The sequence below is a fragment of the Chromobacterium sp. LK1 genome, from assembly GCF_001043555.1.
Classification (GTDB): Bacteria; Pseudomonadota; Gammaproteobacteria; order Burkholderiales; family Chromobacteriaceae; genus Chromobacterium; species Chromobacterium aquaticum.
The window spans coordinates 73,453-95,955 of sequence record NZ_LDUI01000008.1; the positions used below are offsets into that span (position 1 = coordinate 73,453).

Consider the following 22,503-nt stretch of genomic DNA (forward strand, 5'->3'; position numbering starts at 1 on the left):
GGCATTCGGACTGAATCGGGTGCATACTTGGATTGCATAGAAAATAGTGCAATGTATTTTCAACTATGTAGTAAAAATAATATGACAAAACGCGCTACGCGGGCGGTGCAGCGGGGAAGCTGCGTGGTAGGCCTGTTTCAGGCGTGAGTTTGTCGCGAAGATGCATTCAGAACAATTTGCAAGTTCTCCTTTAATCGCCTAAGGGTTTGGTGTACCCTTTTTAAAGAGATACTACTTAATAATGTTATCAGCATTGTCAAATCCCCCCAGGCTGACTGGCATAAAAAGGGTGAGCAATGCCGAGCCTGGAACATCCCTGATATGGACACCTTAAAAGCATTGATGGTCTTCATGACCACGGCGGAAAACGGCAGTTTCTCCGACGCCGCGCGCAAGCTCGGCGTGTCGCCGGCCGCTATCAGCCAGAGTATCGCCCGCTTGGAGCAGGAGTTGGAGGTCCGCCTGTTCAACCGCACCACGCGCCAATTGACGCTGACCGAGGACGGACGCCGCTTTTACGCCCAGTGCCGCGGTCCGGTGAACAATCTGGATTCGGCGATCAACCAGCTCAAGGCCAGCCGCGACGAACCGGCCGGCCATCTGCGGGTCAGCATGCCCAATTCCTTTGGGCGGCGTTTCATCCTGCCCATCATGGGCGAGTTTTGTGAACGTTATCCCAAGGTGCGCGTGTTCTTCGGCCTGGACGATCATTTCAGCGACCTGATCGAGGACGGCTACGATGTGGGCGTGCGTTCCGGCATGATGCCGGACAGCCGCATGGTGGCGCGCAATCTGGCGCAGATGCCGCTCTACGTGGTGGCTTCGCCCGGGTACTGGGACTTGCATGGCCGTCCCAGCGCGCCGGAGGAGTTGAGCAACCACGATTGCATCAACTTCCAGTTCCCCACGTCCGGACGCTTGTTCAAATGGGAGTTCGACCGCAAGGGCGAACGCATTCCGCTGGAGGTCAACGGCACTTATACGCTGAACGAGATGGAAGCGGTGGCCGAACTGGCGCGCCTGGGCATGGGCGTGGCCCAACTGCCGGGCCACGAGGTGGTGCACCTGATCCGTTCCGGTGAACTCGAGCCGGTGCTGACCGATATGGTGTCGCTGGAGCGTTCCATATACATCTGTTTCCCGCATCGCGACCATATCGCGCCGCGTACCCGTGTGTTCGTGGACTTCGTGGTGGAGAAGCTGGCGGACCATCCTGACATCATGGCGGACCTGCCGGGGCTGGATCTCAGCGCCAAACGCAAGGCGGCGCAGAAGAACGCCGTCTGAACTTCGGATTCGGCAACAAAAAAGCCAGCGCGAGCGCTGGCTTTTTTGTTGCCGTTTTCCAACGCGGATAGCGGGGCGAGCGCTGGCGGCATCCTCCTTTCGGCTAGCTGTTGTTAATTATAATGAGCGCGTGTATTGTATTTTTATACAAATCATGAACGAAGCCGCCGCGCGCCCAATAAGCCCCGCCGCGTCCGGCTCGCCAAGGAGACTGCCATGAACGCGCCGGCCCGACTGGAACACACGAGCTCTTATTACGCCGCATCCGCCCATCCCGCGCCGATGCGCCCGCCGTTGCAGGGCGTGCAGCAAGTGGATGTCTGCGTGATAGGCGCCGGTTATACCGGCCTGTCCACCGCGCTGCACTTGGCCGAGCGCGGCTATCAGGTGGCGGTGCTGGAGGCGGCGCGGGTGGGCTGGGGCGCATCCGGACGCAACGGCGGCCAGATCGTCAACAGCTACAGCCGCGACATGGACGTGATCGAACGCCGCCACGGCAAGGCGGCGGCCACGGCGCTGGGCGCGATGGCTTTCGAGGGCGGTCGCATCATTCGCGAGCGCATTGAGCGCTACGGCATCCAGTGCGATCTGAAAACCGGCAATGTGTTCGCCGCCTTCACTCAGAAGCAGCTGGACGAACTGGCGGCCAAGAAGCGGCTGTGGGAGAGCCATGGCCATACCGGCCTGCAGTTGATCGACCGCGAGGGCATGCGCGGCATCGTGGCGTCGCAGCAATATGCCGGCGCCTTGCTCGACAACTGGGGCGGCCATCTCCATCCCTTGAACCTGGCGCTGGGCGAGGCGGCGGCGCTGGAATCGCTGGGCGGGCGGATTTTCGAGCAATCGGCGGCGCTGAAGATTCATCCCGGCGCCCGAGTGCGGGTGGAGACCGCCGGCGGCGAGATCAGCAGCCGTTTCCTGGTGGTGGCCGGCAATGCCTACCTGGGCGAACTGGTGCCGGCGCTGGCGGAAAAGAGCTTGCCCTGCGGCACCCAGGTGATCACCACCGAGCGCCTGCCGGAGGCGTTGGCCAAGAGCCTGCTGCCGGGCGATCACTGCGTGGAGGATTGCAACTTCCTGCTGGACTACTACCGGCTGACCGCTGACAACCGGCTGTTGTACGGCGGCGGCACCGTCTATGGCGCGCGCGATCCGGGCGAGGTGGAGCGCTTGATTCGTCCCAAGATGTTGAAGACTTTCCCGCAGCTGGCCGATTACAAGATCGAGTTCGGCTGGACCGGCAATTTCTCGCTGACGCTGTCTAGGCTGCCGCAGGCCGGGCGCATGGGCGACAATATCTATTATTCGCAAGGCTGCAGCGGCCATGGCGTCACCTATACCCATCTGGCCGGGCGCTTGCTGGCGGAGGCGATAGACGGCGACAGCGCGCGCTTCGACCATTTCGCCGGCCTGCCGCATTACCCCTTCCCTGGTGGGCGGGCGCTGCGGGTGCCGATGCTGACGCTGGGCGCCTGGTGGTATGGCTTGAGGGACCGCCTGGGGTGGTGAGTCATTCCTCCGGAGCGAGGCGGCGCTCGCGGCTGGCGCTGCCGGCCTCGCCCACCACGCGGTTGCGGCCGGCGTTCTTGGCCGCGTACAGATACATGTCGGCGCGGTGCAGCAGGGTTTCCGGCATATCGTCCAGAGTCTGGGTGGCCACGCCTATGCTGGTGCTCAGATGCTTCACCGCCGGCAGCTCGGTTTGCGCCAGCCGCTGACGGATATCGTCCGCCAGCGCCAGCGCGCCGGTTTGATCCGTTTCCGGACAGATCACCAGGAATTCGTCGCCGCCCCAGCGCACCACGGTGTCCAGCTGGCGCGCGCGTTTCTGCAGCAGTTGTCCGAAAGCGGCCAGCACCTGGTCGCCGGCCAAGTGGCCGTAGTTGTCGTTGACGTCCTTGAAATGGTCGATGTCCAGCAGCAGCACCGAGAACGGCCGCCGGGTGCGGTAGGAGCGCTCGGTTTCGCGGTCGAGGATGGTGTTGGCCTGGCGGCGGTTGGCCAGGCCGGTGACCGCGTCCTGGCCGGCGATGGTGTTCAGTTCCTGCAGCATGGCGTGGGATTCGCGCGCGCGGCGATAAGCGAATAGCGCCAGCGACAGCACCAGATTGACGCACAGCACCAGCGCCAGGCCCATGAGGTGACTATGGTCAGCCGGCGCGGAAGTCAGCTGAAAGCGGTCGGCCAGCCAGAAAATCAGCAGATTGGCCAGCAGCAGGATGACCAGGTCTAGTAGGATCAGCCGTGGGCTGAACAGGCGTGGCTTCATGGGGCTTGGGCCGTTTCCGATGATGGCAAGCCGCCGGGAGGCGGCTTTGCTTTGTGTTTATTCTTTTCGGATTAGCCCAAACTTGGCCCGGCCACAAGCCGCGCGCGCGCTCGGCGCTCAGGCGGCCATGAAGCGCGCCAGCGGCGTGGCGCTCCAGTCCACGCTGTCCAGCAGGTTTTTGACGATGAGTCCCAGCTCGGTATCGCCCTCGATCTGCAGTTTGCGGTGGAAGAACAGTGTGTCCGGGTCTTCCTCGCGCAGCATCATGCGGGCGAAGTCTGCCAGCGTCGCCGACAAGCGCAGATCGGCGTCGCCGTCGGCGGAGTCGGCGTGGAAGCCTTGAGCGTCGGCGCGGAAGCGCAGCGTCAGGCCGGCGTCCAGCACGCGGATGGCGAAGCGGCGGCCGGCCAGCAGTTCCATTTCCGCCGGCAGCACGCCGCGGCGCGCCAATTGGTTGAGGCTGGCCGCCAGCAGCCAGGCTGGCGGCGTGGCCGGCAGCCGGGACAGCAGCGTGGCCGCGGCGGAGGGCAGGGCGAGATCAGGAATGCGCATGCGATGCTCCTATGGCTTGATTGCCGGCCTGGCCGCGCCAGTAGCCGTCCACCAGCGCCCCGTCGGCGAACGGGCTGCTGGCCGCGTGCTGGGCGGCCGGATCGGCGCCGTCCAGCGCCTGGCGGAACAGCGCGACGATGTCGCCGGTGGCGCGGGACTGCGGGCTGATGCGTACCGCGCCGGCGCCGGCGGCGGCGAGTTCGGCCAGGTGCGGCAGCAGGCTGTGGCAGCCGGCGGACAGGGTCTGAATGCCGTTGAGGGTGAGGAAGTCCTGCTGGTCCTGAGTGCGCATGGCCAGGCCGTCCGGGTGGTCCAGGCAGCGGAACTGGCAATCGTCCTTGCTCAGATTGTAATGGCGGGCGGTGAAGCAGCGCGCCGACAGCGCCAGCGGCAGCTTGCCCCAGGCGAAGACTTCGGTGGCGATGGGCGCGCCGATTTCGGCGTAGCGGGCGAGCAGCTCGGCCAGCGTGGCGCGGTCCATTTCCACCGGCGGCACCCAGCGTTCGGCGCCCCAGCCGCGGATCAGCTTCAGGGTGTCGGCGTTGTAGATGTTCAGATGCGGGCCGGCGACGAAGGGCAGGCCGTGTTCGCGCGCCAGCTTGATCGCGCCCAGGTCGTTGGCCTCCAGCGCGATGTCGCCGTTGGCGGCCAATTGGCGCGCGCGGCGCAGGTCGGATTCGCTTTCCAGCAGCGCCTGGCAGCTGAGGGTGACTTGTTTGCCGGCGGCGCTCAGATCGCGCGCCAGCGAGATCCAGTCCTGCGGCCGCATCTGTTGGCGGCGCGAGCACACCACTTCGCCCAGGTAGATGCGGTCCAGCGGCCAGTCGGCGGCGGCGGCGTAGAAGTCCAGCAGGGTGTCGCGCGGCCAGAAGAACAGCACCGGCCCCAGCGTCAGTTGCAGATTGATGGTAGTCATAGGCGGCTTTCTGCGCGGGCGGCGTTCATTTCCATGGCCGGTTGTAGGCGCCCAGCGTTTGCTGTTGCCCTTCCGACACCTTGTCCAGCGCCTGGTGCCAGGCCGGGCGCGACTGGAAGCGCGCGCCGTCGCGGCCGGCGGCGTCCAGCGCTTCGCGCAGCGCGCGCGTCACCTGGGCCACATAGGCCGGGCTGCGCTGGCGGCCTTCCACCTTGATCGCGGCCACGCCGCTGGCGATGATCTGCGGCAGCATGTCCAGCACATTGAGGCTGGTGGGTTCTTCCAGCGCGTAATAGGTTTCGTCTCGCACTTCGAAACGGCCCTTGCACAGCGTCGGATAGCCGGCGGGCTCGTCGTCGCGGTAGCTATCGATCAGGATGTCGTTGAGGCGGGCGTTCATGCGCCGCTCACCGGGCTCCCAGCGCACGAATTTGGCTGGCGAGCACACGCCGTGGGTATTCGGCGATTCGCCGGTGGCGTAGCTGGACAGCTGGCAGCGGCCTTCCACCATCACGCACAGGCTGCCGAAGCCGAATACTTCGATCTCGACATCGGTGTGCTCGATCACATGGCGCACCTGGTCCAGCGTCAGCACCCGCGGCAACACCGCGCGGCGGATGCCGAACATGTCGCGCGCCAGATTGATGGCTTCGTAATTGGTGGCCGAGCTTTGCACCGACATGTGCAGGCGCAGCTGCGGATGGCGTTCGGCGGCGTAGGCCATCAGGCCCAGATCGGCCAGGATCAGCGCGTCGGCGCCCAGCGCCGCGCCCTGGTCCACCGCCGCGCGCCAGCGGCTGGAGTCGCCGCCCTGGGCGAAGGTGTTGATCGCCAGCAGCACTTTGCGGTTGTGGCGATGCGCATAGGCGATGCCTTCGCGCGCGCTGGCGTCGTCGAAGTTCAGCCCGGCGAAATTGCGGGCGTTGGTCTGGTTTTTCAGGCCCAGATAAACGGTGTCGGCACCGTTATCCACCGCGGCCTTCAGCGCCGGCAGGCTGCCTGCGGGGCAGACTAGCTCGGGCAGGGATGTATGCAGAGCCATCTTGGTCGGTCCGGTTCAAAACCCGCCGACAATAACAAGCCCCGCGTCGCGGGGCCTTGTTCTGGGTCAAGCGCGGGCGGAGGGCTCGGCGTTTGTTTGCGAGCTGGGGCGTTGCGCCTCGCGACACGCGCTTGATCGTAGCCGGCTTGCTAGAAGAACGGCACCACCATCTTGGTCTTGGCCACCAGCAGGATGTAGAGCACCGTCGCCAGCGCGCAGATGAAGGCGATCAAGCGGGTCTGCTTGGTTTTGCCGCGGCGCAGCGCGATGGTGCCGAGCACGATGTACAGCACCAGGCCGGCGAGCTTGGCCAGCAGCCAGGGACTTTGCAGAACCGGCCAGCCGCCCATCACCACCAGCGCGATGGCACAGCCCAGCAGCAGGGTGTCGATCACGTGCGGCAGGATGCGCAGCGGCTTCAGCGCCAGGATGTGCTGTTTGCCGCTCAGCATCAGGCCGCCGCGCGCGGCGAACAGCAGAATCGACAGATAGGCGAAACCCATATGGGCGTGTTTGACGATCAGATAAGGGTACATGGGTATCCCAAGTTAATTGGTTGGACGGCGCTTAACGGTAGCGTGCCCATAATACCCGCGCCGCGCCCGCTTGCGGGTTCGGCGTGCCGCCGCCTTCGCCCGGCAAACCGTTCTGACCGCTGATGTCGATCACGGTTTCCGCGCCCAGGCTGTTCAGCGGCCGAGAGGGTGGTGGACTGCCGGGCGGCCGGCTTTGCAGCGCGGCGCTGACCGGTCCGAAGATATGGGTGCTGCCGGCGGTGTCCAGGGTGTCGCCGGCCAGCACCGCGCCATGGATGCGATTGCTGGCGCCCAGCTTGATTTTGCCGCCGCTGAAGGCCTGGGCCGCGTCGTAGCCGCCGGCCAGCAGCGCGATCCCCAGCAGCGGCGATTCGCGCAACGCATTGCGGTCCACGCTGCAGTGGTTCAGCGGGTAGGCGTCCGGAAAGTCCGGACTGCGGCACACACGCGCCGCGCCGGCCTGGCGCAGGCTCCACAGTTCGACATTGCTGCTGGTTTCGATATGGCCGGTGGCGAGGATGGCGTTGTCCAGCCTGCCGTACAGGGACAGATTGCCTTCGAACAGCACCACGCCGGGCAGCATGCCCTGCGGCGGCTTGAGTTTCAGCAGCCACTGTTGCGCATTGCTGCCACCCAGACAGCTTTCCGCGTCGCTTTCGCACAGGCGCAAGACCGGCTGGCCGGAGACCGGCGCGCAGCGCTTGCCATCCGGCTGCAGCGCCGGACACAGATCGTTGCGCTGCCAGTCATCGGCGCGCTGCCGGCCCAGCCGGTAGACCGCGCCGTCCGGCACGCCGGCCATATGCTGCAGCCTGATCCGGATGCGCTGCAGCGCGTCGGCGGAGCGGTCGGCCGGGTCCCAGTAAATGATGAGATTGGCCGCGTCTCGGTAATCGTTGGCGTTGATGCGGGTGGCGCCGAGGCGGAATTCCGGCACCGGCTCCAGCGGCACTTTCAGCCCGGCCTGGTGGCGCACCCGCACCGTGCCCGGCGGCGGTTGGCGCGGCTGGCCGGTGGCGTCGAAAATCTGCGCGCCGTTGTGGCTGAAGGCGCCGCCGATGATACCGTCGTCGATATTGGCGTTGCCGCGGCTGTCGAGCTGGCCCTGGGCGCGCAGCGCGTTCAGGCGGTTGCTGCTGCTGGTGCGCACATCGCCCTGGCTCAGTAATTGCGCGGAAATGGCGACGTTGGCGGCCAGGGTTACATCGCCGATGGCGGCCAACCGGCCCACCCGCTCACCGCTGCTGCTGACCGCGCCATTGGCGGCGGCGGTTTCCACATCGCTGCCGCTGCCCATGGTGATGTTGCCGCGCGCTTTCAACGTCAGGAACTGACCGCTGTTGACGCGGATGTCGCCATTGCTCCACAGGCTGAGCGGGGCCTGACCGTCTTCGCGCGCCGGGTTGCCCTGGAACAGGATGTCGCCGGTGGCCTGGATCGCGCTGACGCCGATCAGGCTGCCGCTGGTGTCCACCGCGCCTTCCACTTGCAATAACGCGTCCTTGGCGCCGGTGACGCGGATATTGCCGCTGGTGGACAGGCCGCCGCGGATCTGCGCCGCCGCGTTGGCGCTGGGGGGTACGGGCGCGCCGCCCAGTTGATAGACCACTTCCAGCGTGACACTGGCGTCGTCGCTGCGCGCGGTGATCCACGCGGAAACCTTATCGTCTTTGACCACGGCGCCGGCGGCGCGCGGGGCCGGCAGCAGTTTGATCCGGAGCGCGTCGGCCAGCGCGCGGCTTGCCACCGGCAAGCTGGCGCGGTCCAGGTTGAGCTCGGCGCCGTCGTGCTCCAGCGCATCGATCTGCTGTGGCGTCAGCGCCGACAAGTATTGCCGCACCAGCTCCACGCCGGTCCAGGCGCGCCACTGCGCCTCGCTATTGCCGCGCAGCGAGCGGGTCAGTTCCTGCTGGCCGCGCAGATGGTGCATGCCGCCCAGCGCCAGCGCGGTCAGGGCCATGCCGGTGAGCAGCACCATCAGCACCGCGGCGACGCCGCGCTGGCGGCTCGGGAGGGAGGTAGGCTTCATGTCGGGTCCGCCAGATTGGTCAGGCAACTGGCGAAGCTGCGGATTTCGTCCCGTTGCGTGTCGCGGTAATTGAGCAGTAGCAGGGGATAGGTCTGGCTGGCCGTGGCGGCGGCGTAGGGCCAGCAGGACTGGGTCAGCCGCAGTTCCAGGCTGAGCCGGCGCCGCGCCGGCAGCGGACCGCTCAAGGCGCGCGCGCGCCACTGCGACGCTTGCGCCAGCGTGTCGTCCAGATTGGCGCAGGCGTCGGCCTGCAGCAGGTAGAGCGTGCTGGCCTGGCCGGCCGCGCCTAGGCTGGCCACGCCGCGGCAGGCGTAAGCATTGGCGTCCAGGCTGGGACGGTAGCGCCATGCCGCCGCATTGGCGGTGCCGGAGGCGGTCGGCGCGACGCTGAGCGCGGTGACCGTGCCGTCGGCGTCCACGCGCAAATCGCTGAGCGACAGCAGCTGCAGGTTTTGTCCACGGCCGCCGGCGGCGCCGAAGCCGGCTTCCTGCGCCTGCTGCTGCACGCTGAGCAAGGCCGCCATCAGTTGGCCGTCCTGCTGCGCCAGGCTGGCGCTGCCTTGCTCCGGATGGAACAGGCTGCGCGCGGTCTGGCGATACAGCGTCAGCATCGCCAGCGTGGTGATCAAGGCCAGCAGCATGCCGATCAGCAGCTCCAGCAGAGTGAAACCGGCGGCGCGCTTATTCATGATTGCTCAGGGAGAGAGGGGCGGAGGCCGCATCGCGCACGCTCAGGGTCTGGCCGCGCAGCCTGGCGTTGGCGGCGATCTCGGCGCCGCCGTTCTGCGGCTGCCCGCGCAGCGTCACCGCTGGCACGGTGTTGCAGTTCAGACGGGCGGTGGCGGCGACGCCGCTGGCCAGTTGCCAGTCGCCGGCGCTGTCGCAGGGCAGCGTGCCTTGCTGCAACTGCTCCCGCGCCTTGCTCAAGGCCAGCGCATGTTGTTGCAGCTGTTGTTGGCTGCCCAGGCTGCGCGCGTTGACGAAGACGATGCCGAGGCCGGTCAGCATCAGCAGCAGCATGGCGATCAGGCTTTCCAGCAGGCTGATGCCGGTTTGAGCCTTATAAGTCACCGCTGAGCTCCTGTTGGGTGCCGCGAATGCAATACGCGAGCCGCGTGCCGCAATCGACACCGGCCGCCTGGATCGGCAGCGGCTGGCCCCGGTTGTCCAGCGCCAGGCATTGCGCGGCGGGCGCTGCCTGGCAGTGCTTGGCCAGTGTCACCGGCCGCGGCGTGACGCCGCGCCAGATGGCGGCGCCCTGGCAGTGCGCGCCCTGAGTGCCGCTGGCCGGCGTGCCGGCGAACACGCACAGCTGGCCTTCCGCGCTGGCCATCAGCACCGCGGCGGCTTGTTCCGGCGGGGCTGCTTGCGGATTGCTCAGCGCCGCGGCCTGGGTCTGGGCATAGGCGCGGGCCAGTTGGCTGCGGCCCAGCGCCAGCTTGTGCGCGTCGCTCCAGCCCTGGGCCAGCGGCACGCTGAGCAGGGCCAGCAGGGCGATCAGGGCCAGGGCCGCGCACAGTTCCATCAGCGTCAGCCCGCTTTGGCGACGCGGCGGGCTCACCATTGGGTTTGACATGCGGCGCTGCTGGTATTGGCGCTGTGGTCGGCGCCGTTGAGCTGCAGCACGCAACCGGACAGCTGGGCGCTGACGCCGCTGGCGGTGAGCAGGAAGGACGCGCCCTGCGGCTGGTAGCGGTAGCTGAATTCCGCTTGCGCCGGCTGCCAGCTGGCATTGCCCAGCGCGGAGCGGATGGCGCTGGCGTTGTCGGCGCTGGCCGCGGGATAGCTCAGATGCAGCAGTTTGTGGTTTTCCAGCGCCAGGCTCAGCGCCATCAGGTCGCTTTTGGCGGTATTGGCCTTGGCCGCCTGCACATGGCGTTGGTAGGAGGGCACCGCCACCAAGAGCAGGATGCCGACGATGGCGGCCACCACCATCATCTCGATCAGGGTGAAGCCGGATTGGCGTTGCGGCCGGGCGGGTGAGCTCACGACAAAGCCTTGACAGGTAAATGTCATATTTTAGCGTTATTGGATTTATATTGGTATTGATTGGCATCAATATGCCATTAGTATTCCTGGCGAAGAAACAAAGCGGCGCGGCCATCGGCTTGACGCGGCAGGATCTGCCGCGCGGCGTTGGCCGCCGCCGGCCGGCCACGGATGCTACACTTGGGCTGATTTCACCACCACCGATTTTTCGCATGCTGCTTCTTTACCAGTCCAACCGCTTGGAGCAACTGGGTCAGTTGTTTTGCGGCATGAGCCAGAGCCTGCCGCTGTCGGACCCGTTCGCGCCGGAAACCGTGATCGTGCAAAGTCGCGGCATGGGGCGTTGGATCACGTTGGATCTGGCGCGCAGCAATGGCGTCGCCGCCAATCTGGACTTTGTGCTGCCGGCCGCTTTCGCCTGGCGGCTGATGCAGCGGGTGATGCCGGAATTGCCGCGCAAATCCTCGTTCGCGCCGGAAGTGCTGAGCTGGCGGCTGATGGAACTGCTGCCGACCTTGCAGGGCGAGCCTTTTCTCGCCTTGTTGCGCTATCTGGAGGGCGGCGAGGCGGCCTGCTTCGAGCTGGCCGGCAAGGTGGCGGACATCTTTGACCAATACCTGGTGTTCCGGCCGGACTGGATCCGCGCCTGGGAGGCGGGCCAACTGCTGGGCCTGGGCGATGATGAAGCCTGGCAGGCCGCGCTGTGGCGCCGTTTGGCTGGCAGCGACCCCAGCCGCCACCGCGTGCGCATGCTGGATGAGTTCTTCGCCGAACTCACGTCCGAGCATCTGCCGGAACGGGTGACGCTGTTCGGCATCGCCAGCCTGGCGCCGATGTATCTGGCCCTGGTCAAGCGCCTGGCCCAGCTCACCGATGTCTGCCTGTTCACCCTCAACCCCTGCGAAGCGTACTGGGGCGACATCGTCGATGCGCGTCGCAAGCTCAAGCTGCAGCAGAAGGGAGATTTGTTCGCCACCGAGGGCCATCCCTTGCTGGCCTCGCTGGGCAAGCAGGGCCGTGATTTCTTCGAACTGATCGCGGAGGACAGCGAGCTGGACGCGCGGCCGCTGTTCGCCGCGCCGAACGGAGACAGCCTGCTGGCGCGGCTGCAGCGCGACATCCTGCAGTTGAACGATCCCAAGGACGCGCCGCGGCCGCTGGCGCCCGGCGACGACTCGGTGCAGATCCACGCCGCTCACGGTCCGATGCGCGAGCTTGAGATACTGAAGGACCGGTTGTTGGCGATGTTCCGCGACGAGCCGGGCCTGAGCCCCGCCGACGTGGCGGTGCTGACTCCAGACATCAATGGCTACGCGCCCTATATCGACGCCGTGTTCGGCGCCCGCGCGCATGAGGACGCCGCGCCGGACATCCCCTACAGCATCGCCGACCGCCGCATCGTGCGCGAGGAGCCGCTGCTGGCCAGTTATGCCGCGCTGCTGGATCTGGCGGACTCCCGCTTCACCGCCGACCAGGTGCTGGCGCTGCTGGATGCGCCGGCCTTGCTGCGCCGTTTCGGCCTGGGCGATGCCGATGTGCCCTTCATCCAGCAATGGGTGCGGGAATCCGGCATCCGCTGGGGTCGCGACGCCGCGCACAAGGCGGCGCTGGGCCTGCCGGCCGATCCGTTGTTTACTTGGCGCTGGGGCCTGGACCGACTATTGCTGGGCGCGGTGCTGCCGCCGGCGCTGGCCGGCGACGACAGCGGCCTGTTCGCCGGCTTGCTGCCGCATGGCAGCGCCCAGGGCCAGTTGGCGGAGGCGCTGGGACGCTTCTCCGCCTGCTATCGCGAGCTGGAGCGCGTGGCCGAGGAATGGGCGCGGCCGGCGAGCCCGGCGCAGTGGGCTGAGCGTTTGCAGCAAGCTTGCGAGCGCCTGTTCGACGCCGACGCCGACGAGGAGAACGCGTTGGAGACGCTGCGCGCGGCCTTGGCGGAACTGGCGACGGACACTGAGCTGGCCGGTTTTGAACAGGCGCTGGGCCTGCCGGTGGTGCGTGATTGGCTGAAGCGCAAGCTGACCCAGTCCTCGCCGCTGGGCTTTCTCTCCGGCGGCGTTACCTTCTGCGCGATGGTGCCGATGCGTTCCATCCCTTTCCGGGTACTGTGCCTGATAGGCATGAACGACGGGGCCTATCCGCGCGACGAGCGCCCGGTCAGCTTCGACCTGGTGGCGCGCCATCCGCGCCGCGGCGATCGTTCGCGCCGTTTCGACGACCGTTATCTATTCCTGGAAGCGATTCTGTCGGCGCGGGAAAAACTGTATCTGTCCTATGTCGGCCAGTCCGCCCGCAGCGGCGAGCCGCTGCCGCCGTCGCCGCTGATCGCCGAACTGCTGGATTGTTTCTCCTCCATGTGCGGGCAGGATCTGGCGCGGGAACTGACGGTGCGCCATCCGCTGCAGCCGTTCTCGCCCGCCGCTTACGATGGCGTGGACCCGCGGCTGGCCAGTTTCGAGCCCACTTTCGCCGCCGCGCTGGCTCAGCCCTTGACCGCGCCGCGCCCCTTCGCCGGCGAGCTGCCGACGGCGGCGTTCAGCGGTGTGGTCAATTTGCATGATTTCATCCGCTTCTGGCGCAACCCGGTGCGCGCCTGGCTGGCGGACCGGCTGGCGATACGGCTGTTCGGTGGCGAAGATGAATTGCCGGTGCGCGAGCCGTTCGCGCTGGATGGCGACGCCAGCCGCGCGGTGCGCGCGCAATTGGTGGAAGCAATGCTGCACCGTCGTCCGCAAGCGCCGGTGCGCGAGCGCGTCGCCGCCGCCGGCCTGCTGCCGCCGGCGGCGCTGGGCCAGGCCTGGCTGGTGGAGGAGGCGCGCTCCAGCGTCAGGCTGGCGGCGCGACTGCCGGCCGCATTGACCGAGGACACGCTGCCGCCGCAGCCGCTGCATCTGAGCATAGGCGGCTGCACCGTGGTGGGCGAGTTGACCGGCTTGCGGCCGGAGGGGCAGCTCAGCTTCGTCGTTGGCAAGATCAATGCCGCCCAGCGCGTGGCGCTGTGGCTCAGCCACCTGCTGCTGTGCGCGGCGCGGCCGGCGGGCGTGGCCTGCCGTACCGCCTGCTATGACGACGCCGGCGGCTTGCAACTGGAAGACGAGCCGGACGCGCTGGCCTTGCTGGAGCCGTGGCTGGCGCGCTGGCGCCAGGGCCAGGATCAGCCGCTGCCCTGGTTCGGCCGTACCGGCTGGGCCTATGCCGAGGCGCTGGCGGCGGAGCCGGAGCGGCGCGACAAGGCGATGCTGAAAGCGCTGGAAAAATGGGAGCCGGGCTTTGTCCGCGAGGGCAGCGTGGCGCAGAAGGACGAGGCGGCGATCGCGCTGGCCTTTCGCAATCAAGCGCCGCTGCAAGACCCGCTGTTCGCGCAATTGGCCGAAACCCTGCTGCTGCCGCTGGCGGAACGGCTGCTCGACGCCGACGGCTAGCCGCGGCAGGACTTCTTGGCGTTCTCCATGCGCTGGTCCAAGGCCTTGTCTATGGCCTTGCCGCGCGGACCGTGCTGTTCGCCGCGGCTCATCTCGGCCATCATGCCGTCGTAATCGGCCTGCGGCACCTGATCCCAGTATTTCTTGCTGACGCAGCCGCAATACGCCGGCTGCTTGCTCTTGTCCTTGGGCGCGTAAGGGTCCATTCCTTTTTGCGACATCATGCCGGCCTTTGCACGCAGGCTTGGGTGTTGGCTGCCAGCATCTGGCTGGGCACATTGGCGGCGACGGCGCCGCCGCACAAGGTGGCCAGCAGCGCGCCGATCAGGCGGTTTTGCATGGGGAATCCTTTGTCGAAATGAGGGTGCGGCTGAACGAAAGGGATGAATGCATGTTTTTGTGCGCGCCACTATGCCATGAGGAAGCGGACGCAGGCAATGAGAGCGCGCTACTCCGGAAACGGCGCGTCGAAGTGCCGCTGGTAGAGTTCGGCGATGGTGCCGTCCTGCTTCATGCCGCGCAGCGCCTGCTCGAAAGCCGTTACCACTGATGCCGGCACGCCGGCCTTGCTGAAGGCGAAATAGGCTTCGCCGACGCGCCAGACCGGCGGCAGCGGCAGGATGGCGGGTTCGCCGGGCTGGGCGAGCAGGGCGGCTCGCATCGCCGCGGAATTGGCCAGCAGCAGGTCGATGCGCTTGGCGCGCAGTTTCTGAATATTCGTGCTCAGCGTGGGAGCCTGATCCAGCGTCACCGTGGCCGGCGGATGTTGCAGCCAGGCGTCGAGCTCGCCGCCGAAGCTGTCGCCGCGATTGATGCCCAGCGTGAGCGCGCCGAGCTTGGCCAGGTCCTCGGGTCGGTGTACCGGCCAGCGCGCCTGTTGTTCGCGCAGCGCCCACAGCCGCACCGTGGCCGGGTTGTAGGCCGGAACGAATAGCGCGTATCGCTCGCGTTCCGGTGTCTTCAGCGCTCCCATCGCCACATCGACCAGGCCGGTTCTCAAGCGCAGCAAGGTGCGCGGCCATGGCATTTGCTGATAGTGCAGTTGGCAGCCGGCGCGGCGCGCGGCTTCGTTCAGCACCGCCACCGAATACCCCTCCAGTTGCTGGCGCGCGGACAGGTAATGATAGGGAGGCCAGTTGTCCCAGCCGACGCTGAGCGCTCGGGCGCAAGGCTCGGCGGCCAAGGCGGGCGTGGCGAGGCAGAGCGCGGCGCCGCAGGCCAGGAGCCGGAGGGCGCGGGCAAGTGCTGGAGGCAAGCTGCGCATGAAGGGCTCCCGGGTCGCGATGCTTCACTATAGGCGGGCAGGAGCTCGCCCCGGGCGGCTTCAGCGTTTGAACAGGCCGGGCAGATAGCCGACGACCAGCGGCGTTTTCTCATAACTGGCGCCGCTGCCGCGCTGACCGGCGACGACGGCGCCGGCGGCGTCGACCGACAGGCCGTACTTGGGATTGGGGTTGCACATATTGTCGTCGCCGCGGCTGTCCAGCACGCTGCGCTGCTTGGCGATGCAATGGCGCAGCAATTGCGGTCGCCAGAGCCGGGTGCTGCGCTGAGCGGCGGCGATATAGGCAGCGCGGTCCAGCGCGCCGCTGCGATATTGTTGCGCCAGCAGGCCGTAATCGTCGGCCAGGGCCGACAGCACCTTGAGCTGTTCGCCCAGCGCTTGCAGCTCGGCCGCGTTGAGGTCTTCCTTGCGCGCCATGCACAGGCCGCGCCCGAGGGCACTCTTGCCGGGTTTCCACGGTGAGCACTCCAGCAAGCGGGTCTGCTCGATCTGCCAGGTGTGGATTTCTCCTTTGTCATTCAGCGGCACCCAATCCAGCATATCGGCTTTGAGCTGTGCCAATTCGGCGTCCAGATAGGCGGCGCTCAATTTCTTGGGGTCGGGTTGGACGGGGGCGGTCTGGCAGGCGCTGAGCAAGACGCTGCCCAACAAGGCGGCGAACAGGGGGCGGGTCAATGGCATGGATGCAATCCGGCGGGTCATAGAGAATGAGCGCGATTATGCCATCGAGGATGCGGGAGTCTGAAACGGGATGAAGACGCCGGGCGGCGCGGAAACGAAAAAAGGTCAGATTGCTCTGACCTTTTTTCATATTGGTGGCGAATCAGGGACTCGAACCCCGGACCTGCGGATTATGATTCCGTCGCTCTAACCGACTGAGCTAATTCGCCGTGAAGACTTGTCGAAAACAATTCTTTGCAAACTGTGGTGGCGAATCAGGGACTCGAACCCCGGACCTGCGGATTATGATTCCGTCGCTCTAACCGACTGAGCTAATTCGCCACGTTTTTCGATGCACGAGTGCACCGAGACGCGAAATATACGCAGCCGAAAGCCGGCTGTCAACAAGATTCTCGCGGTGCTTAGCTTACAAGGTATAGCAGCGATCGCCGCGCAGGAAACCGCTCCAGTCTATGCTGACGTTTTTGCCAAAGCCTATGGCCTTGAACAACTCGCCCATTTCCGACGGCGACAGCAGCTTCTGCACCGCGGCGGCGTGCGGCAGATAGCCGGCGGCATCCGCCGGGTCCAGTTGTTCCAGCAATTGAGTGATGCCGGCGTTGATCAGGAACTGGGCCTGGGTGGTGTAGCCGATCAAGTCCAGGCCGGCGTCTATGCCGGCCTGGGCCATCGCGCTGAAATCGACGTGGCAGGTCAGGTCCATCAGGCCGGGCAGGAAGAAGGGATCGTCCACGGTGTGGTGGCGGTAATGACCGATCAGCGTGCCCATATGGCGCTGCGGGTGATAGTACTCGGCGGCGGGGAAGCCGTAGTCCAGCAGCAGGATGGCGCCGCGCTCCAGCTTTTGCGCCAGGGTATGAAGGAAGCCGATATTGGCCGGGCTGATTTCGGAAACATAGTCGTCGTGCCGCGGCTGGATGGCCCGGGCCAGTTGCAGCAGCTGCGGATCCTGGATGGGACGGTCTTCCCAGACGAAGCGCTCGCCGTCCAGCGCCACGCCGCGCTGTTGCGCCTCGGGGCTCCAGCGGATCAGCTCGCAGGGCATGGCGTCCAGCACTTCATTGCCGATGATCACGCCGTCCAGCCGCTCCGGCAGCTGGCTCAGCCACTGCACGCGATCGGCCAGCTGCGGCAGCGCCTGGCGGATATTGTGTTGCTGGCGCTCGATCAGGTCCGGCGACAGATCGACGATGCAATAGCGTTCCGGCAGCGCGTCGAGCGCTTGCAATTCGCCGAGGATGTCGATCGCCAGCTTGCCGGTGCCGGCGCCGAATTCATAGACCACATTGGCGGTTTGCGGCAGCAGCTCCGCCAACTGGCGCGCCAGCGCGCGGCCGAACAGCGCGCTCATTTCCGGCGCGGTGGTGAAGTCGCCGGCCGCGCCAAGCTTGTGGCTGCCGGCGGCGTAGTAGCCGAGGCCGGGCGCGTACAGCGCCAGTTCCATGTAGCGGGAGAACGGTATCCAGCCGCCGCGTTGGCGGATTTCTGCCTGGATGGCGTGGACTAGGCTTTGGCTGGTGGCCAGCGCGTCGGCGCTGGCGGCGGGTAAGGTGGTCATGGCGGTCATCCTGCTACAATGTGGCGCGATTGTGGTGGAAACTGGCGGACAGGAGAAGAGGGTGGGCCTATTTTACCGTTTGATGGCGGCTGGCGCGGGCGGCTTGCTGGTCGCCCAGGCTTTGGCGGCGCCGCCGCAGTGGGTGGTGTCGAAACCGTTTCCGGACAATCCTTTGCAAGTGGCCAGCCTGGACGGCGAGGCGACGGTGGGGCGCAGCCGTTTCCCGGCGCGGCTGGAATTGGCCTGCCGCGCGGATAGTCCGCCCTTGCGGCTGTCGCTGCATCTGTCCGATCAACTGGGCGGTTGGGACGCGCGCCCGTTCGAGGGGCCGGGTGGCCTGGGCGAGCGTCGCAAGCTCAAGCTGAACATGACGGGCTTGCGCCGCGGCGTGGACAGCCATTTCGCCGGCTGGTACGAGGCGAGCGGCCGCTTCGTGTTCGAGTGGTCGTCTCGGGGCGAATTCTTCGCCTGGCAGTCCGCCACGCACAAGGAACTGCTGGTGACGATAGACGGCGCCAGCCGCAAGCACGGCAAGCTGGTGGCGCGTTTCGCCTTGCCGCTGTCCAACCAGGCGGCCTTGGCGGTGGCCCAGCCGTGCATGGGCAAGAAATAGAGATTGCGGCTGGCGTCATCGCGGCGCAACGCGTGTGTGGGAGCCTGCGGCGGCGGGCGGAGAGTCAGAGGAGCGGAAATGGTGGAGCGGGAGATAAGCGGCGAGCAGCGAGTGGTATTGATCAGCGGCGCGGCGCGGCGGGTAGGCGCGGGCATCGCTCGCCATTTGCACGCGCGCGGGGTCCGGCTGGTGCTGCATTATCGCGGTTCGCGCGCGGCGGCGGAGGCCTTGGCGGCGGAGTTGAACGCGGCGCGGCCGGATTCGGCGCGGCTGGCGCAGGCGGACTTGCTGGACACGGCGGCCTTGCCGGCACTGGCTGCGCAGGCGGTGGCGGCTTTCGGCCGGCTGGACGGCCTGGTCAACAACGCGTCCAGCTTCTTTCCCACCGAGCTGGGCCGGATCGACGAGGCGGCCTGGCATGACTTGATGGGCAGCAATCTGAAGGCGCCGCTATTCCTGGCGCAGGCGTTGGCGCCGGAATTGAGCCGGCGGCGCGGCGCCATCGTCGGCATTTCCGACATCCACGTGGATAGGCCGATGGCGCGCCATGTGGTGTACAACCTGGCCAAGGCCGGCCACGCGCAGCTGATCCGCAGCCTGGCGATAGAGCTGGCGCCGGCGGTGCGGGTCAATGGCGTGGCGCCGGGCGTGAACCTGTGGCCGGAAGACGAACTCTCCTTCGACGCCGCGGCGCGTCAGGCGATAGAGGCCAGCATTCCCTTGCGCCGCGCCGGGGTGCCGGAGGACATCGCCCAGGCGGTGGCTTTCCTGCTGCTGGACGCCGGCTATGTGACCGGCCAGATTCTGGCGGTGGATGGCGGCCGCAGCGTGGTGCTGTAGACACGGAAGGGGCGGCTGCGCGCGGCTCTTGTTCGCCGGCGTGGATTTCGTCGCGGAAAAAAAGTAAAATCGCCTGTTTTTCAATTTCTTAGCCGTACTCCATGTCCGAAGCAAGCAGCGTCCTCGACGACAAGGCCAAAAAGGCCGTGTTTGAAGGCAATAAACTGGCCAAGCGCCTGCGCCACCATGTGGGTGACGCCATCAATGACTTCAATATGATAGAAGAGGGCGACCGCGTGATGGTCTGCCTATCCGGCGGCAAGGACAGCTATACCTTGCTGGACATCCTGCGCGGCCTGCAGAAGTCCGCGCCTATCGATTTCTCCATCGTGGCGGTCAATCTGGACCAGAAGCAGCCGGGCTTTCCTGAGCATGTGTTGCCGGAATACCTGGATTCCATCGGCGTGGAGTACCGCATCGTCGAGGAAGACACCTATTCCATCGTCAAGCGGCTGGTGCCGGAAGGCAAGACTACTTGCAGTCTGTGTTCGCGGCTGCGTCGCGGCATTCTTTATCGCGTGGCCGATGAGCTGGGCGCGACCAAGATCGCGCTGGGCCACCACCGCGACGATATCCTGCACACCCTGTTCCTGAATATGTTCTACGGCGGCAAGCTGAAATCGATGCCGCCCAAGCTGGTGTCCGATGACGGCCGTCACATGGTGATCCGCCCGCTGGCCTATTGCCGCGAGAAGGACATCGAACGCTACGCCGCGCTGCGCGAATTCCCCATCATCCCGTGCAATCTGTGCGGCTCGCAGCCCAATCTGCAGCGTCAGGTGGTCAAGGAAATGGTCAACGATTGGGATCGCCGCTTCCCCGGCCGGCTGGAGAGCATGTTCCGCGCCTTGCAGAACGTGGTGCCGTCCCACCTGGCCGATACCGGGCTGTTCGATTTCGCCGGTCTGAAGACCGGCGACGCGCCGTTCGAGGGCGGCGACACCGCTTTCGACAAGGAAGAATTCCGCGATCCGCCGCCGCCGCAGGACGACGAGACCGAGGCCGCGCCGAAGAAGCGCACCATCAGCATTCTGGATTCGCGCAAGCCGGCGGACGAGGGGTCGGGCTGTGGCGCGTAGGGCCTTGCATCCGTTCCGCCGCCGCGTGCGCGCCGCAGTGGAGGAAATGCCGGAGGTGGAGATCTCGGAAGAGGGCAATATCCGTTCGCTGCATCTGGGCTCGGAAACGATACAGAGCTCGATGGACCTGGATGAGCCGGCCGATCTGGTGCTCAGCTATAGTCGGGCGATGATGGGCTTTCTGCTGTGGAACGACGCGCCGCAGCACATCCTGCAGATCGGCCTGGGCGGCGGCTCCTTCGCCCGTTTCATCGATGAATACCTGCCGGACGCGGTCAGCGTCGCGGTGGACATCAATCCGCAGGTGATCGCGGTGGCGCGCGCCTTTTTCCAGCTGCCGGAGGAGGGCGATTTCTTCGAGATCGTCGAAGCCGACGGCGCCGATTACGTGAAGATTTTCCGTGGCTCCACCGACGCCATCCTGGTGGATGGTTTCGATGGCCTGCAGATCGTCGACGCTCTGACCACCGAGGATTTCTTCGAGGACTGCAAGCGCGCGCTCAGCCCCAAGGGGGTGTTCGTCACCAACTGGTGGAGCGGGGACAAACGCTATCAGTCCTTCATCGAGCGGCTGTTGAACGTGTTCGAGGGCCGGGTGCTGGAACTGCCGGCGGCCAGTCACGGCAATGTGGCGGTGATGGCTTTCCGTCAGAGCCCGACGCTGACGCAGTGGGAGGCCTTGAAGAAACGCGCCGATGAGCTGGAGGGCCGCTTTGGCCTGGAATTCGTCGATTTCGTCAGCCGTTTGAAAATGACCAACCAGCACACTGCGGGGCATTTACTGGTCTGAAGCGGCGCGTCAACGTACATTTGCTTACCCAATGACGCGCGGGAAGAGGCGTATAATGCCGGCATTGTAGCCATGCCGGCTTGAGGCGGATGGCGCGCTGCGCGAAACGAGTCCGGATAAGCGGATTCTGAGGCAGATCAGTACGGACAGAAACGGAAGGCGGCAAGCTGGCTTGCCGTTGCATGAACTTTATGGCGGTGGACCGGACAGTTTAGGACAGGCGCGGCGCGGGCGGTTTCGCTTCCGCGCCGCTTGTCGTCAATGTCGGGTCCGCCGCTATCGTATTTACATACTGTTGGGACTTACACCGTGATCAAGCAGCAATTGCTCAATCGGATTGCAGATAAATCCGCCGTCATCGGCATCGTTGGCCTGGGCTATGTCGGCCTGCCTCTGATGCTGCGCTTCGCCGAAGTCGGTTACAAAGTACTGGGCTTCGATATCGACCAGTCCAAGGTGGATGCCTTGATGGCCGGTCAAAGCTATATCGAGCATATCTCCGCCGACAGCATCGCCACCGCGCTGGAGCGCGGCTTCGAGGCCACCACCGACTTCAGCCGCGTGCCGGAAGCCGATACCCTGATCCTGTGCGTGCCGACGCCGCTGAACAAATACCGCGAGCCGGACCTGTCCTTCGTGCTGGACACCATGGACAGCCTGGTGCCCTATCTGCGCGAAGGCCAGCTGGTGTCGCTGGAATCCACCACTTATCCGGGCACCACCGACGAAGAACTGCTGCCGCGCATGGAATCGCGCGGCCTGAAGGTGGGCGACAATGCCTTCCTGGTGTTCTCGCCGGAGCGCGAGGACCCGGGTAATCCGAACTTCACCACCCGCACCATTCCCAAGGTCTGCGGCGGCGTGACCCCGGCCTGCCAGGAAATCGGCGTGGCGCTGTATAGCGCGGTGATCGACAAGGTAGTGCCGGTGTCCTCCACCCGCGCCGCGGAAATGACCAAGCTTTTGGAAAACATCCACCGCGCGGTGAATATCGGCCTGGTCAACGAGATGAAGATCGTCGCCGACAAGATGGGCATCGACATCCATGAAGTGATCCGCGCCGCAGCGACCAAGCCTTTCGGCTTCGTGCCCTACTATCCGGGCCCGGGCCTGGGCGGCCACTGCATTCCGATCGACCCGTTCTACCTGACCTGGAAAGCGCGTGAATACGGCGTCAACACCCGTTTCATCGAACTGGCCGGCGAAGTGAACAGCAATATGCCGGACTACGTGGTGTCCAAAGTGGCGGCCGCGTTGAACCAGCGCAAGAAGGCGATCAACGGCAGCCGCGTGCTGGTGCTGGGCATCGCTTATAAGAAGAACGTGGACGATATGCGCGAAAGCCCGTCGGTGTTCCTGATGGAGAAGCTGCGCGATCTGGGCGCGGAAGTGGCTTACAGCGACCCACACGTGCCGGTGTTCCCCAAGATGCGCGAGCATCGTTTCGAGCTGTCCAGCGTGGCGCTGAGCAATGAAGCCATCGCCGGCTACGACTGCGTGCTGCTGGCCACCGACCACGACAAGTTCGATTATGCGCAGATCAAGGCGCATGCGCAGTTGGTGGTGGACAGCCGCGGCAAGTATCTGGAACCGGCCGCCAACATCGTCAAGGCCTGAT

22 protein-coding genes and 2 tRNA genes are annotated in these 22,503 nt (G+C 65.8%); 8 read left to right on the plus strand and 16 right to left on the minus strand.

Annotated features, from left to right (window positions below):
* Nucleotides 1-321: 321 nt before the first annotated feature.
* Entirely contained in the window at nt 322-1,287 is a 966-nt protein-coding gene (locus VI26_RS04950; RefSeq protein WP_048408640.1) for a LysR family transcriptional regulator, read from the plus strand.
* A gap of 216 nt (nt 1,288-1,503) precedes the next feature.
* A complete protein-coding gene (locus VI26_RS04955; protein WP_048408641.1) occupies nt 1,504-2,796 on the plus strand; it encodes an FAD-binding oxidoreductase in 1,293 nt (430 codons plus the stop codon).
* A 1-nt stretch (nt 2,797) separates the two neighbouring features.
* Here VI26_RS04955 and VI26_RS04960 read toward each other — a convergent pair whose 3' ends face one another.
* From VI26_RS04960 to VI26_RS24940, 10 genes are all read right to left on the minus strand, one after another.
* Nucleotides 2,798-3,556 carry a GGDEF domain-containing protein gene (locus VI26_RS04960; protein WP_053074235.1) on the minus strand — a complete coding sequence of 253 codons (759 nt, stop codon included), beginning with the start codon at nt 3,554-3,556 and terminating at the stop codon, nt 2,798-2,800.
* 117 nt (nt 3,557-3,673) lie between these two features.
* A complete protein-coding gene (locus tag VI26_RS04965) occupies nt 3,674-4,108 on the minus strand; it encodes an SCP2 domain-containing protein (protein WP_048408642.1) in 435 nt (144 codons plus the stop codon).
* Nucleotides 4,095-5,024 carry a U32 family peptidase gene (locus VI26_RS04970; RefSeq protein ID WP_197081388.1) on the minus strand — a complete coding sequence of 310 codons (930 nt, stop codon included), beginning with the start codon at nt 5,022-5,024 and terminating at the stop codon, nt 4,095-4,097. Before VI26_RS04970 ends, VI26_RS04965 begins: the two co-directional genes overlap by 14 nt.
* A 25-nt stretch (nt 5,025-5,049) precedes the next feature.
* On the minus strand, nt 5,050-6,066 hold the full coding sequence (locus VI26_RS04975; protein ID WP_048408643.1) for a peptidase U32 family protein: 1,017 nt from the start codon (nt 6,064-6,066) through the stop codon (nt 5,050-5,052).
* A 149-nt stretch (nt 6,067-6,215) separates the two neighbouring features.
* A complete protein-coding gene (locus tag VI26_RS04980; RefSeq protein WP_048408644.1) occupies nt 6,216-6,602 on the minus strand; it encodes a SirB2 family protein in 387 nt (128 codons plus the stop codon).
* A gap of 31 nt (nt 6,603-6,633) precedes the next feature.
* Nucleotides 6,634-8,631, minus strand: a complete 1,998-nt coding sequence (locus VI26_RS04985; protein ID WP_048408645.1) for a hypothetical protein — start codon at nt 8,629-8,631, stop codon at nt 6,634-6,636.
* The gene (locus VI26_RS04990; RefSeq protein WP_048408646.1) at nt 8,628-9,320 is read right to left on the minus strand and encodes a prepilin-type N-terminal cleavage/methylation domain-containing protein; all 693 of its coding nucleotides are present in this window, start codon (nt 9,318-9,320) and stop codon (nt 8,628-8,630) included. The genes VI26_RS04985 and VI26_RS04990 overlap by 4 nt, the downstream gene beginning before the upstream one ends.
* Nucleotides 9,313-9,702 (minus strand): hypothetical protein, encoded by a 390-nt coding sequence (locus VI26_RS04995; protein ID WP_048408647.1) that lies wholly within the window; start codon nt 9,700-9,702, stop codon nt 9,313-9,315. The genes VI26_RS04990 and VI26_RS04995 overlap by 8 nt, the downstream gene beginning before the upstream one ends.
* Nucleotides 9,692-10,207 carry a hypothetical protein gene (locus VI26_RS05000; protein WP_156183745.1) on the minus strand — a complete coding sequence of 172 codons (516 nt, stop codon included), beginning with the start codon at nt 10,205-10,207 and terminating at the stop codon, nt 9,692-9,694. Before VI26_RS05000 ends, VI26_RS04995 begins: the two co-directional genes overlap by 11 nt.
* The gene (locus tag VI26_RS24940) at nt 10,189-10,620 is read right to left on the minus strand and encodes a type IV pilin protein (protein ID WP_053074236.1); all 432 of its coding nucleotides are present in this window, start codon (nt 10,618-10,620) and stop codon (nt 10,189-10,191) included. Before VI26_RS24940 ends, VI26_RS05000 begins: the two co-directional genes overlap by 19 nt.
* 212 nt (nt 10,621-10,832) lie before the next feature.
* Here VI26_RS24940 and recC point away from each other — a divergent pair, with 212 nt between their 5' ends.
* On the plus strand, nt 10,833-14,039 hold the full coding sequence (recC, locus tag VI26_RS05010; RefSeq protein ID WP_048408649.1) for an exodeoxyribonuclease V subunit gamma: 3,207 nt from the start codon (nt 10,833-10,835) through the stop codon (nt 14,037-14,039).
* Here recC and VI26_RS05015 read toward each other — a convergent pair.
* The 6 genes from VI26_RS05015 to VI26_RS05040 form a co-directional block, all read right to left on the minus strand.
* On the minus strand, nt 14,036-14,260 hold the full coding sequence (locus tag VI26_RS05015) for a hypothetical protein (protein ID WP_156183746.1): 225 nt from the start codon (nt 14,258-14,260) through the stop codon (nt 14,036-14,038). The two genes, recC and VI26_RS05015, sit on opposite strands and share 4 nt — an antisense overlap.
* A 227-nt stretch (nt 14,261-14,487) precedes the next feature.
* Nucleotides 14,488-15,303, minus strand: a complete 816-nt coding sequence (locus VI26_RS23120; RefSeq protein ID WP_053074237.1) for an ABC transporter substrate-binding protein — start codon at nt 15,301-15,303, stop codon at nt 14,488-14,490.
* A 60-nt stretch (nt 15,304-15,363) separates the two neighbouring features.
* Complete coding sequence (locus tag VI26_RS05025) at nt 15,364-16,005, minus strand: hypothetical protein (RefSeq protein ID WP_048408651.1); 642 nt, start codon at nt 16,003-16,005, stop codon at nt 15,364-15,366.
* Between the two features lie 132 nt (nt 16,006-16,137).
* Nucleotides 16,138-16,214 (minus strand) — tRNA-Met (locus VI26_RS05030).
* 35 nt (nt 16,215-16,249) lie between these two features.
* Nucleotides 16,250-16,326: transfer RNA gene (locus VI26_RS05035), tRNA-Met, on the minus strand.
* Between the two features lie 85 nt (nt 16,327-16,411).
* The gene (locus VI26_RS05040) at nt 16,412-17,563 is read right to left on the minus strand and encodes a class I SAM-dependent methyltransferase (protein ID WP_048408652.1); all 1,152 of its coding nucleotides are present in this window, start codon (nt 17,561-17,563) and stop codon (nt 16,412-16,414) included.
* 61 nt (nt 17,564-17,624) lie between these two features.
* Here VI26_RS05040 and VI26_RS05045 point away from each other — a divergent pair, with 61 nt between their 5' ends.
* From VI26_RS05045 to VI26_RS05065, 5 genes are all read left to right on the plus strand, one after another.
* Nucleotides 17,625-18,176, plus strand: coding sequence for a hypothetical protein (locus VI26_RS05045; RefSeq protein WP_156183747.1), 552 nt, complete (start codon nt 17,625-17,627; stop codon nt 18,174-18,176).
* Between the two features lie 81 nt (nt 18,177-18,257).
* Nucleotides 18,258-19,016: a pteridine reductase gene (locus tag VI26_RS05050; protein WP_231580956.1), complete on the plus strand. Its 759-nt coding sequence runs from the start codon at nt 18,258-18,260 to the stop codon at nt 19,014-19,016.
* Nucleotides 19,017-19,117: 101 nt separating this feature from the next.
* Nucleotides 19,118-20,095: a tRNA 2-thiocytidine(32) synthetase TtcA gene (gene ttcA / locus VI26_RS05055; protein WP_048408655.1), complete on the plus strand. Its 978-nt coding sequence runs from the start codon at nt 19,118-19,120 to the stop codon at nt 20,093-20,095.
* A 46-nt stretch (nt 20,096-20,141) separates the two neighbouring features.
* Nucleotides 20,142-20,885 (plus strand): polyamine aminopropyltransferase, encoded by a 744-nt coding sequence (locus VI26_RS05060; RefSeq protein ID WP_048408704.1) that lies wholly within the window; start codon nt 20,142-20,144, stop codon nt 20,883-20,885.
* A 312-nt stretch (nt 20,886-21,197) separates the two neighbouring features.
* The gene (locus VI26_RS05065) at nt 21,198-22,502 is read left to right on the plus strand and encodes a nucleotide sugar dehydrogenase (RefSeq protein WP_048408705.1); all 1,305 of its coding nucleotides are present in this window, start codon (nt 21,198-21,200) and stop codon (nt 22,500-22,502) included.
* Nucleotide 22,503: the final 1 nt, after the last annotated feature.

Bases quoted from the DNA above. Each gene is read 5' to 3' on its own strand.
- VI26_RS04950 (WP_048408640.1), top strand. From the start codon at position 322: ATGGACACCTTAAAAGCATTGATGGTCTTCATGACCACGGCGGAAAAC.
- VI26_RS04955 (WP_048408641.1), top strand. From the start codon at position 1,504: ATGAACGCGCCGGCCCGACTGGAACACACGAGCTCTTATTACGCCGCA.
- VI26_RS04960 (WP_053074235.1), bottom strand. From the start codon at position 3,556: ATGAAGCCACGCCTGTTCAGCCCACGGCTGATCCTACTAGACCTGGTC.
- VI26_RS04965 (WP_048408642.1), bottom strand. From the start codon at position 4,108: ATGCGCATTCCTGATCTCGCCCTGCCCTCCGCCGCGGCCACGCTGCTG.
- VI26_RS04970 (WP_197081388.1), bottom strand. From the start codon at position 5,024: ATGACTACCATCAATCTGCAACTGACGCTGGGGCCGGTGCTGTTCTTC.
- VI26_RS04975 (WP_048408643.1), bottom strand. From the start codon at position 6,066: ATGGCTCTGCATACATCCCTGCCCGAGCTAGTCTGCCCCGCAGGCAGC.
- VI26_RS04980 (WP_048408644.1), bottom strand. From the start codon at position 6,602: ATGTACCCTTATCTGATCGTCAAACACGCCCATATGGGTTTCGCCTAT.
- VI26_RS04985 (WP_048408645.1), bottom strand. From the start codon at position 8,631: ATGAAGCCTACCTCCCTCCCGAGCCGCCAGCGCGGCGTCGCCGCGGTG.
- VI26_RS04990 (WP_048408646.1), bottom strand. From the start codon at position 9,320: ATGAATAAGCGCGCCGCCGGTTTCACTCTGCTGGAGCTGCTGATCGGC.
- VI26_RS05000 (WP_156183745.1), bottom strand. From the start codon at position 10,207: ATGTCAAACCCAATGGTGAGCCCGCCGCGTCGCCAAAGCGGGCTGACG.
- recC (WP_048408649.1), top strand. From the start codon at position 10,833: ATGCTGCTTCTTTACCAGTCCAACCGCTTGGAGCAACTGGGTCAGTTG.
- VI26_RS05015 (WP_156183746.1), bottom strand. From the start codon at position 14,260: ATGTCGCAAAAAGGAATGGACCCTTACGCGCCCAAGGACAAGAGCAAG.
- VI26_RS23120 (WP_053074237.1), bottom strand. From the start codon at position 15,303: ATGCGCAGCTTGCCTCCAGCACTTGCCCGCGCCCTCCGGCTCCTGGCC.
- VI26_RS05025 (WP_048408651.1), bottom strand. From the start codon at position 16,005: ATGCCATTGACCCGCCCCCTGTTCGCCGCCTTGTTGGGCAGCGTCTTG.
- VI26_RS05040 (WP_048408652.1), bottom strand. From the start codon at position 17,563: ATGACCACCTTACCCGCCGCCAGCGCCGACGCGCTGGCCACCAGCCAA.
- ttcA (WP_048408655.1), top strand. From the start codon at position 19,118: ATGTCCGAAGCAAGCAGCGTCCTCGACGACAAGGCCAAAAAGGCCGTG.
- VI26_RS05060 (WP_048408704.1), top strand. From the start codon at position 20,142: ATGCCGGAGGTGGAGATCTCGGAAGAGGGCAATATCCGTTCGCTGCAT.